We start from the raw sequence: 276 nt of genomic DNA on the forward strand, positions 1-276 counted from the left end.
CAATGGATAATGGCTTAATTCGCACTGCGCCTATTACCGAAGTAGTAACTCCACCAACTATGCTGCGCTGGAACCCTATCGATATTCCGCAGCAACCAACTGATTTTATTGATGGCTTAATTACTATGGCCGCTAATGGTAGTGCAAATGGCCAAACCGGTATTGCTATTCATGTTTATGTTGCTAATAAATCGATGGACGGACGTTATTTTTATAATGCCGATGGCGAAATGTTGTTTGTACCGCAGCAAGGTGAATTATTGCTCAAAACTGAGT

General features: G+C 41.7%; 1 protein-coding gene. It reads left to right on the forward strand.

All coding sequences use genetic code 11. The features are described from left to right. On the forward strand, positions 1-276 hold a 276-nt coding region (locus AAEY62_RS22230; protein WP_350636572.1), incomplete at both ends, for a homogentisate 1,2-dioxygenase.

The sequence above is a fragment of the Pseudoalteromonas sp. GW168-MNA-CIBAN-0100 genome (assembly GCF_040309225.1).
GTDB classification, from domain to species: domain Bacteria; phylum Pseudomonadota; class Gammaproteobacteria; order Enterobacterales; family Alteromonadaceae; genus Pseudoalteromonas; species Pseudoalteromonas arctica.